Origin of the sequence: Bifidobacterium hapali (assembly GCF_002259755.1) — a bacterium.
GTDB classification, from domain to species: domain Bacteria; phylum Actinomycetota; class Actinomycetes; order Actinomycetales; family Bifidobacteriaceae; genus Bifidobacterium; species Bifidobacterium hapali.
Genome location: NZ_MWWY01000033.1, coordinates 41,200 through 50,770, shown reverse-complemented (window position 1 = coordinate 50,770; position 9,571 = coordinate 41,200). Strand labels below are relative to the sequence as shown.

The 9,571-nt window shown below is 57.3% G+C and carries 8 protein-coding genes; 5 read left to right on the top strand and 3 right to left on the bottom strand.

Translation table 11 applies throughout. The features are described from left to right. Positions 1-466: transposase-like zinc-binding domain-containing protein (locus BHAP_RS08620; RefSeq protein WP_420807730.1), on the bottom strand; the 466-nt coding region annotated here is incomplete at its 3' end. Positions 467-1,002: 536 nt separating this feature from the next. On the opposite strand from BHAP_RS08620, the gene pgm reads away from it, so the two are divergent. The 5 genes from pgm to rpiA all read left to right on the top strand — a co-directional run bounded on the left by pgm (position 1,003) and on the right by rpiA (position 8,131). Further along, positions 1,003-2,676: a phosphoglucomutase (alpha-D-glucose-1,6-bisphosphate-dependent) gene (pgm, locus tag BHAP_RS08615; RefSeq protein ID WP_094730307.1), complete on the top strand. Its 1,674-nt coding sequence runs from the start codon at positions 1,003-1,005 to the stop codon at positions 2,674-2,676. A gap of 725 nt (positions 2,677-3,401) precedes the next feature. Beyond that, a complete protein-coding gene (gene pnuC, locus BHAP_RS08610) occupies positions 3,402-4,220 on the top strand; it encodes a nicotinamide riboside transporter PnuC (protein ID WP_244569366.1) in 819 nt (272 codons plus the stop codon). Between the two features lie 7 nt (positions 4,221-4,227). After that, positions 4,228-5,499 carry an AAA family ATPase gene (locus tag BHAP_RS08605; protein ID WP_094730306.1) on the top strand — a complete coding sequence of 424 codons (1,272 nt, stop codon included), beginning with the start codon at positions 4,228-4,230 and terminating at the stop codon, positions 5,497-5,499. Between the two features lie 595 nt (positions 5,500-6,094). Next, entirely contained in the window at positions 6,095-7,270 is a 1,176-nt protein-coding gene (locus tag BHAP_RS08595; RefSeq protein WP_094730304.1) for a ribonuclease H family protein, read from the top strand. A 162-nt stretch (positions 7,271-7,432) separates the two neighbouring features. Continuing rightward, the gene (rpiA, locus tag BHAP_RS08590; protein ID WP_094730303.1) at positions 7,433-8,131 is read left to right on the top strand and encodes a ribose-5-phosphate isomerase RpiA; all 699 of its coding nucleotides are present in this window, start codon (positions 7,433-7,435) and stop codon (positions 8,129-8,131) included. 362 nt (positions 8,132-8,493) lie between these two features. Here rpiA and BHAP_RS08585 read toward each other — a convergent pair whose 3' ends face one another. Then, entirely contained in the window at positions 8,494-8,583 is a 90-nt protein-coding gene (locus tag BHAP_RS08585; protein WP_004268639.1) for a 30S ribosomal protein bS22, read from the bottom strand. 190 nt (positions 8,584-8,773) lie between these two features. Continuing rightward, positions 8,774-9,433 carry a hypothetical protein gene (locus BHAP_RS08580; RefSeq protein ID WP_094730302.1) on the bottom strand — a complete coding sequence of 220 codons (660 nt, stop codon included), beginning with the start codon at positions 9,431-9,433 and terminating at the stop codon, positions 8,774-8,776. Positions 9,434-9,571 lie beyond the last annotated feature (138 nt).

The following is a 9,571-nucleotide window of genomic DNA, read 5'->3' as shown; positions in this document are numbered from 1 at the left end:
CGGCCTTCATGATGCCGCCCCCGCCGTCGCACACGAGCACGTCCGGTGGCGCGATGCGCGCCATCAGGCTCTGCCACGCCGCCGACCGTTCGCTTTTGGCGATGTGCCAGCCGATCACGTGCCCGTCGGCGATGGCGATCAGCACCACGGCGTCGCGGTGCAGGTGAATGCCGTCCACATGCACCACGTGATGCACCTCGTCCACCAGGGGCACCGGCGGCCACAGGCCCCACATCAGCTCGCACCGGCGGCGCAGCGTGCGGGAGGGCAGGTCGTGCTCGGCCTGCGACCGTTTGGAAAACAGCCAGTCCAGTCCGCACCGCAGGTCACGGGCCCTGTTGTCGCGCGACTGGGTGCGCGAGCTCCCGCAGCCGGCGTCCCGGCACCGCCACCTGACCCGCCCCGAGCTTGTTCTTCCGTTCCGTTTCATCGGCTCGCCGCACACGGCGCAACTGGGTGTGTTCATCCACCCAATCTGCCACGCCAACTCGAAAGCCGCTCAACCGTTGTCCCGAAAGGCCTCACAGCCTGTTCCGGACACACATTCTGGCCGACTTCAAGTTCCCCGCCCATACAACTCGAACAGGGGAAACGCCCACTGCCACAAAGGAAAGCGAGCCAAAACAGACACACATTTTGGCCTATAACCCTATTTTTTATCTAATGCCAATAGCGGCTCCCTGGCTCCCCTAGCAAGGGAGCCAGAAACATAGCAAGAGAGCATTTTCCGCCACTCCTCCCAGTGCGTGGCGGTTTTCGCTCGCTAACCACCACCTCAGCGAGCATTTTCCGCCACTCCCCTTAGTGCGTGGCGGTTTTCGCTCACTGACCACCACCTCAGCGAGCATTTTCCGCCACGCGATACTCAAGGCTTGGTATGATAAATACGGAGCACGTATTGATTTCCATGCACAGCAGCAGCCGGAATCATTCGCACAGAATATGACAAAAATTAACAGAACTCGTCCATAATCTTCGCCCTACCGTGGCACAATAGGACGTATGGTAGCAAAAAATGCGGGTCTTCCCGCCACCCCAGCTGATCTGATTAACGTCGATGAGGTCATCAGTAAGTACTACGACCTCGTCCCTGATCCGTCCGTTCCCGAGCAGCGTGTCGTGTTCGGCACCTCCGGTCACCGCGGTTCTTCCCTCAAGACTTCCTTCAACGAGGCTCATATCGTCGCGATTTCTCAGGCCATCGCTGAATACCGCAAGAAGGCCGGCGTTACCGGTCCGCTGTACCTCGGCGCCGACACGCACGCACTGTCCGCTCCAGCTAAGAAGACCGCTATCGAGGTCCTCGTCGCCAACGGCGTGCACGTGCGCATCGACTCACGCGACGACTTCGTGCCAACCCCGGTCGTCTCGCAAGCAATCCTGACGCACAACCGCGCAGCCGACGGCACCCAGCGTTTCACTGGCGACGGTCTGGCTGACGGCATCGTCGTCACCCCGTCTCACAACCCGCCAACCGACGGTGGTTTCAAGTACGACCCGGTCACCGGCGGCCCGGCTCCAGCCGACGTCACCAACGCGATCGCTGCGCGCGCCAACGAACTGCTCGGCGATTACAAGAACGTCAAACGCGTACCGTACGAGGAAGCCATCAAGTCTGAGTTCGTTGAGGGCTTCGACTTCCGCGATCACTACGTGTCCGACCTCGGCAACGTGATCGACTTCGATGCGATCCGTTCTTCCGGTGTGCGTCTCGGCATCGATCCGCTCGGCGGCGCATCCGTGAACTACTGGCCGCTGATCAACGAAAAGTATGATCTGAACATCGGCGTGGTGCGTCCGGAAGTTGATCCGACGTGGCGTTTCATGACCATCGACCACGACGGCAAGATTCGTATGGACCCGAGCTCGCCGTACGCGATGAAGGGCCTCGTGGACGAGCTCAACGCCGGCGCGTGGAGCAAGTACGATCTCGTCGGCGGCACCGACCCGGATGCCGACCGTCACGGCATCGTCTGCCCTGACTGGGGTGTGATGAATCCGAACCACTACATCGCTGTGTGCGTGGAGTACCTGTTCGGCGGTAACCGTCCGGGCTGGCCGAAGGGCGCAGCCGTTGGCAAGACGCTCGTATCTTCGTCGCTGATTGACCGCGTGGCCGCGTCGATTAACGCGAAGGTTATCGAGGTGCCGGTTGGCTTCAAGTGGTTCGTGGACCCGCTGTTCAGTGGTGAGGTCGCGTTCGGCGGCGAGGAGAGCTCCGGCATGAGCTTCCTGCGCAAGGACGGTCGTATCTGGACCACCGATAAGGATGGTCTGATCCCTGATCTGCTGGCTGCTGAGATCACCGCGAAGACCGGCAAAAACCCAGCTCAGCTGCATCAGTCGCAGGTTGAGCGTTTCGGCGAGAGCTGGTACAAGCGCGTTGATACGCCGACCACGTTCGAGCAGAAGCAGAAGTTCGCTAAGCTGACCGGCGACGATGTGACCGCAACTCAGCTTGCAGGCGAAGACATCACAGCCAAGCTGACTGAAGCTCCTGGCAACCACGCCAAGATCGGCGGCCTGAAGGTCACGACCAAAGATAACTGGTTTGCCGCTCGTCCGTCCGGCACCGAGAATATCTACAAGGTGTACGCTGAGTCGTTCGAGTCTCCGGAGGCTCTCGACAAGGTGCTCAAGGAAGCTGAAGAGGTCGTTGACAAGGCGCTCGCCTGATGCGTTGACGATTGATTTGTTAGCGATTGCTTAAGTGGGTGTCTGTTCTGTGATTCGCAGAACAGACACCCACTTTTTTGTTATTCACATACCGTTTCACAGCATGTTTCACGCCACGTTTCACGAACTGCATCGCAGTTGATGCAGTGGTAATGTGCCTCCGTGATACCCATTCCTCGTGGCGGAAAATGCTCGCTGAGTGACCTCTCAGCGAGCATTTTCTGCCACTAACACTCCTTAGTGGCAGAAATCTCACGCTAGCACCAGTGTAAGCGAGCGTTTTCCGCCACGCGGAATTCCCACTGGCAGAAAACGCTCGCTTACGGGCCACTCAGTGAGCGTTTTCCGCCACGCGATATCACGACACGGACACAGGGAACGGTGCACAAGGAGCTTGCGACATCAATAGCAGCAGCGACAGCACGACAGCAGCAATAGCGACAGCAACCGCACGACAGAGCAGCACAACAGCATCGCGTTTCACAGATCGGACTACTAATAGTCAATATGACTATATCTAGATGTAGCGTTGCGAACTGTATCGCGGAACACACATGCAGACAGACAATCCAGTCAACTGATTGGACTGCCAAATAACCAGAAAGTCAGCCGTTCGCTAATTCGCGAACGACTGACCACATGCAGCCAACCGCGATCCCACAAGCGAGAGCACCGACCAACCAACCGCGCACCTCGCAGAAAAACGCAACCAGAAGAAGGAAGTCATGAACGATCTCATCAACGGCGTCACAAACGCTATCAATCCCAAGCGAGTCGTGCAGGAACTGCTCGATTTCCAAACCGGCGAATTCGTCCTCATCGCAGCAATGCTGCTCGCGCAGATCATCTCGTTCATCTTCACCGGCTCCTACACCGCCGCCGACTGGATCGGCCTGATCTCCGGCATCTGCATCGTCTTCAACCTCATCCTCGTAGACCGCGGCCGCCTGACCAACTATCTGTGGGGCTTCCTCGGCTGCGCGACATGGCTGTGGGTCGCCGTCATGAATCATCTCGTCGGTGACATCTTCTCGCAAATCTTCTACGTGATCATGCAGTTCGTCGGCGTGTACGTCTGGCAGCGTCAACTCGATCGACAGAAAAAAGTAACTGCCGACGCACAAGTCAAGCAGTCCGATCAGTCCGAGGAAGTCAAGGCGCGCAACATCACGTGGTGGCAAGGTCTGCTCGCGATCGTGCTCACTGTCGCTGTCTATCTGATCGTCGTGTTCACATCGCACGCGACCGGCGGCGTACAGATTTGGCTTGACGGCACGCTGCTGCCGCTCGGTATTATCGGTCAGGTCCTGATGACGTACGGTTACCGTTCACAATGGATCGCATGGCTGCTGCTCGACGTGATCAAGGTCGTCATTTGGTGGAATCAGCTTGCTGCGGGCGGCCCTGGCGCAATGTCGATGTTCGTACTGCAGCTCGTGATGCTCGTCAACGGTTTCTACGGTACATGGGTGTGGTTCCACAAGGAGAACGTCATCTCCGAAGCGGCCGCACGCACTGCCGATCCAGCTCCAGCGAAGGCGTGATATCACGATGCCACGTTGTAATCTCACTACTGCCCCACTGACCGGCTCGCGTTTCGCGGTTGTCGTCAGCCGATTCAGTCCGCTGCACGCCGGGCTGGAGCAGCGTATTTACGATCTTGCGTCGCGCTATGACGGTGTTGTGCTGGTTCTTGCGTCGAGGCCAGACCCGAACGATGGTATCGGACTCGACAGTCTCACCGGCATGAGCGTGCGTAACCGGTTCCGGTATTTGCGTGAAGCGTTTAACGACGATCCGGCAATCAGTCCGAAGAAGCTCATCTGCGCTGTATCGACGTCGAGTGTCGACGCACCAGACTGGATAAAACAGCTGCAGGATGTAGTGTTATCTGCGCTCGCGCAACCGACTCAAGCCAGCGAGATCACTGTTGTCACGGATATTGTGCCGCTTAATCGCACGTTGCGTAACACATGGCCGACGGTGGCTTCTGAGTCTGTGAAACAGACTGTGAAACAGACTACGTCTGAACAGACTACTGCTGACCAGGCATCAACAAAACAGCTAGCTGACCAGCCTAAGGAGACGTCACCCGAACGCACACGCTGGAACGTCGGCACGTTCATCGACGGTTCCGACGAACTACAACGCACGATCTGTGCGCATCCGCACGATCGCGCATACTGGTCAACCATTAATCACACGTTCCGCCGCGAATTCACCACCGTCGTACTCGTCGTCGGCAGTGCGTCCGTCGGCAAAACGACGATGGTTACGCGACTGTCGAAACTGTTCGACGCACCGATCGCCGTCGAATACGCGCGCGAGTTCGAGGAAAATCGCAACGTTGACGACGACGAACTCACCGCGTTCGACTATCAGCGGCTCATCTTGAGCAAGTTCGCGCAGAACGAGCAGGCACTCGCATCCGACGCGAATCACGGCATTGTGTTTCTCGACACCGACGCAATGGTTACGAAAACATACGTTGAGCGGTATCTGCCGGTCGAGGAAGCCGCGCGTCTCGACTCGACGTTCGACATGGTGATTCGGCAGGAACGGCCTGATCTCGTGCTGGTGATTCCGCCGGTTACTGAGTATGTGGACGACGGATTCCGCGCGATGCAGTGGGCGTCCGACCGATACAAGTTCCATGAGACGCTCATGCGAGTGATTCGCGAGTCACCGTACGCCGACCGCGTGGTCATGCTCGATGATCGCACGTTTGCCGAGCGTGATGCGCATGCGATTCGTGTGATCGGCGAGCGCACCGGGTTCACTCCGCGACAAGACAGTCCCCTCGTGGCAGAAAATGCTCGCTGAGAGGGGTGTTAGTGAGACTTTTCTGCCACTCACCACTCTGCGTGGCGGAAAACGCTCACTGAGAGGGGTGTTAGCGAGCGTTTTTCTGCCACACACGCTCCCCCTGATATCCCTTGCCCCCCTGCCACCCCTTTGACACCCCCACTGGCGGAAAATGCTCACTGAGCAGGCTGTCAGCGAGACATTTCTGCCACTCACCACTCTGCGTGGCGGAAAACGCTTGCTTAAGCCTCTCTCAGTGAGACTTTTCTGCCACACCCCCACTTTGCGTGGCGGAAAACGCTCGCTGAGAGGGGTGTTAGCGAGCGTTTTCTGCCACGCGGTATCGCTGCACGCAGCGGACGCGGCAGACACAGCGGACGCGGCGGGCACAGCGTACGGCAGACAGGGCACAGCGTACGGCAGGCTCGCGGCGATGATGCCGTGGGCACCTTATACTCAGGGCTATGACGATTACTGTATCTACTGACGGGCCAGCACTGGGCAATCCTAATGTCGAGCCGTATAACAGACAGTCCAGCGGACTGTCTGTAGGCGAGGTGAGCAGGCCTGCCCGCGAAGGGTCCGTTAGGATTGCCCAGAAAGCGAGCCAATCATGACAATCACTGTATCTACTGACGGTTCGGCGCTGGGCAATCCTAACGGACCAATGGGCTGGGCGTGGGCCGATCACGATGCGCACGCTGGCGGCACGCCCGGTCACGAGCATCCTGGCGATTGCGATGCCGGCGGCGCGACGAATGGCACGAATCAGATCGGCGAGTTGTGCGCGGTGCTCGAAGTATTGCGCGCGCATCCCGGCAGTGAGCCGCTGATTATCGAAACTGATTCTCAGTATGCGATTAACTGTTCGACGAAGTGGGTGCACGGCTGGAAGCGCAACGGTTGGAAGAACGCGCAGAAAAAACCAGTCAAGAACGCAGCGCTGATTAAGGCGATCGACGTGGAATTATCGCGCCGCGCAGGGTCAGTGAAGTTCGTGTGGGTGAAGGGTCACGCGGGCAACGCCGGCAACGAAAAAGTCGACGAGTTGGCTCGTACGTACGCTGGCGACTGCCGTTCGGGGGTGCGCGACGGCTATCTGCCAAAGGAAGGCTGGCAGTCGCTGCTAGCATCCGAGTATGCGAAAGGCACGGATGTGCCCGCAGACGCGCAAATGCTGATGGATGGTCTGATTTCTGAGAAAGATTATCATTTAGGACGCGGCGAGGATTCTGAAGACGCGGCACCTGCCGACGTCGATGACTTGCGTGATTCCGGCGCGTTATCCGCTGACGATTCCACCGATTCCACTGATTCTTCCGTTTTCGATATCGACAATCCGTATGCGTCGTCTCAGACGGAGGCAACGCATACGGATCAGACGGGATCGTTCGAACGAACCGCATCGCAGCCCATACAGTCAGTTTCCACGTCACCCGATCGCACACAAACTGCATCCGCACAGTCAATACTCGACCGAGCGACCCAGCCGACATCCGAACAATCGGCATCCAGCCAACCCAACCAACCAACCCGATCGTCATCCGATACCGAACGATCCGCATCGAACCAGGCAGTGAGATCGTTCGCAGTACAGGATCCTCAGCAGTCCCGCCCATCTGGACTCGCAGTATCCGGCACGTTGCAGTTCACTCCCCCACCGTCGTCGAGTCCAACGTACGACGGCAAGCCGCGCATGATCAGCGGATATGTGCTCGTTGACGGTTACGTGAACGGCGACGGTACGATCACGATCGACAGCGCACCGTTTATCATCCGCCAAAGCTGAACGCGACTGCTCTGCGGGTAACGAACAGGCCAACATACGACCACAAATCGCACCATAAACCGGACACAAGATCACAACAAGCAACATATCGGATACACTGAGAGGTAGGCCGAACGCAACTCGCGCGAGGCACGATTTCCGTCGTCCATCGAAGGAGAACACATGGATAAGGCACAGCAGGATGCGCTGAAGAAGGCGGCAGGTATCGAAGCCGCCAAGCTGATTACTAATGGCATGATCGCAGGTCTCGGCACCGGTTCAACCGTGCGATTCCTCGTGGATGAGCTCGGCCGTCGCGTCAAGGAAGAGGGTCTGCAGTTCACTGGCGTGACTACGTCGCGTCGCACGCAGGAGCAGGCTGAAGGCTACGGTATCAAGATCGTCGACATTGACGACGTTGACCACATTGACATCACGATTGACGGCGCGGACGAGGTCGACAAGAACTTCAACGGTATTAAAGGTGGCGGCGCGGCTCTGCTGTGGGAGAAGATTGTGGCCACCAACTCCGACAAGATCGTGTGGATTGTTGACGAGTCCAAGGTTGTGGACACGATCGGCAAGTTCCCGCTGCCGGTTGAAGTGATTCCGTTCGGCGCTGGCCATGTGATTAAGCGTTTCGAAGACCGCGGTTACAAGCCGACGCTGCGTCTCGACGCTGACGGCAAGCCGGTGCGCACCGATGAGAACAACTACGTGGTTGACCTGCACCTTGAGCGTATCGATCACCCGCAGGATTTGGCCGAAGACCTGATCACTACGGTTGGTGTGGTTGAGCACGGTCTGTTCCTCAACATGGTTGACAAGGTGATTGTCGGCGATCCGAATGGTCCGCGCGTGATGACCAACAGCAACAAGTGAGCTTGCGCTGGTAACTGGCATTGATGTTCTGGCGCATACTGTTTCCGAGCATTTTTCGAGCGTAACTGCGCGCAATTATGAAGGGTGCGCGCAGTTATGCTCGATTTTGAGGCAAAAAACGAGCGTAAGTGCGCGCGCATGTGTTGATTGCGCGCAGTTACGCTTGAAAAATGCTCGAAAGCTCTCGGAGACGCTCAAAAAACGCATATCCCGCAGTACAACAACTGCGCATTACTGTGTTTTTGCTTCTGAACCAGAACAGTGCCCCCAACAACAACCTTAATAACAACGAAAAAGCCCCTTACGTAAACCTTCCGGTTTGTAAGGGGCTTTTTGTGTTGCTCACCAAGTGAGCGAAAAGACTACTTGCGCTGGTGGCGAGTCTTACGCAGCAGTTTGCGGTGCTTCTTCTTGCTCATCCGCTTGCGGCGCTTCTTGATGACCGAACCCATCTCAGCCTCCGATCCTATGTAATGGAAAAGTTTGCAACTTGCCCAATAGTACACGTATTCGGGGACGAACGGTAACAGTCACCTATACGGGCGTTTTGACTGTGTTTACCGTCACGCAACCATATCAACTAGCAACTATGTAACCGTAAGACTTTGGGAATCATTCTCAAGCAAACCTGCGCGGTACATCTCACAGAGGGAACTTCTGATAGAACCGCTCAACCGCAGCCTTGGCGCCCATCGCTTGGAATACGACAGTATCATTTTGCCAAACCGCGATCGCCTTCTGTTCGTCGTTCGCATCAGTTTTGGCAGTATAACTGCCCTTCTCCTCACCGGAAACTTTCACCTTACCCGAGCCAAGCTCAGTGCCAGTCAGCGCACCCGACAGAGCAGTATACTGAGTCTTCGCAGCATCCGCAGTCGTCCACTGCGCCACGATCAACGTTACGTCCTTCGCACTATCGCCAGTCGAATACGTCAGCGTGTACTCTTCGAGCGGCGACGTACTATTCCACGTCGTGCTCGCATCTGCCTTCGTACGCGCGTAATTCAATACCGTGTCCGGCATCGCCTTGAGCAGTTCACTCGCACCATCAGGCAACGCGGTCGCCTTAATACTCGGCGTAGTCGGTTCCTCTTCCGTCTTGCTGTCCTCGCTATTTGAGTCTCCAGACGCAGACGTCTGACCAGCTCCCTGCTGCGACGCGGCGTTCTTGTTGAGCGCCCAACCCGGCCAAATAAACGCAGACAGCAGCGCGAGAACGATCACCAACGCCGCAGCAACCACGACGGCGATTAACTTACCGTGAGACGGCGATACAGAAGACGATGATTGAGTGTTCGACATGGCTTTGATTCTCTCACAGCCGCATGACGCGGACGAATCCGTAATTCTGCACTCGGGACGGCAGTAGACGCAGCGGAGAGAGCGGCATGTGACGACTGCGGCGGACTGCGATGGCGAGCAATGCATCGATCCCATCGA

Coding starts and splice junctions, on each gene's coding strand:
- pgm (WP_094730307.1), top strand. CDS start 1,003: ATGGTAGCAAAAAATGCGGGTCTTCCCGCCACCCCAGCTGATCTGATT.
- pnuC (WP_244569366.1), top strand. CDS start 3,402: ATGAACGATCTCATCAACGGCGTCACAAACGCTATCAATCCCAAGCGA.
- BHAP_RS08605 (WP_094730306.1), top strand. CDS start 4,228: ATGCCACGTTGTAATCTCACTACTGCCCCACTGACCGGCTCGCGTTTC.
- BHAP_RS08595 (WP_094730304.1), top strand. CDS start 6,095: ATGACAATCACTGTATCTACTGACGGTTCGGCGCTGGGCAATCCTAAC.
- rpiA (WP_094730303.1), top strand. CDS start 7,433: ATGGATAAGGCACAGCAGGATGCGCTGAAGAAGGCGGCAGGTATCGAA.
- BHAP_RS08585 (WP_004268639.1), bottom strand. CDS start 8,583: ATGGGTTCGGTCATCAAGAAGCGCCGCAAGCGGATGAGCAAGAAGAAG.
- BHAP_RS08580 (WP_094730302.1), bottom strand. CDS start 9,433: ATGTCGAACACTCAATCATCGTCTTCTGTATCGCCGTCTCACGGTAAG.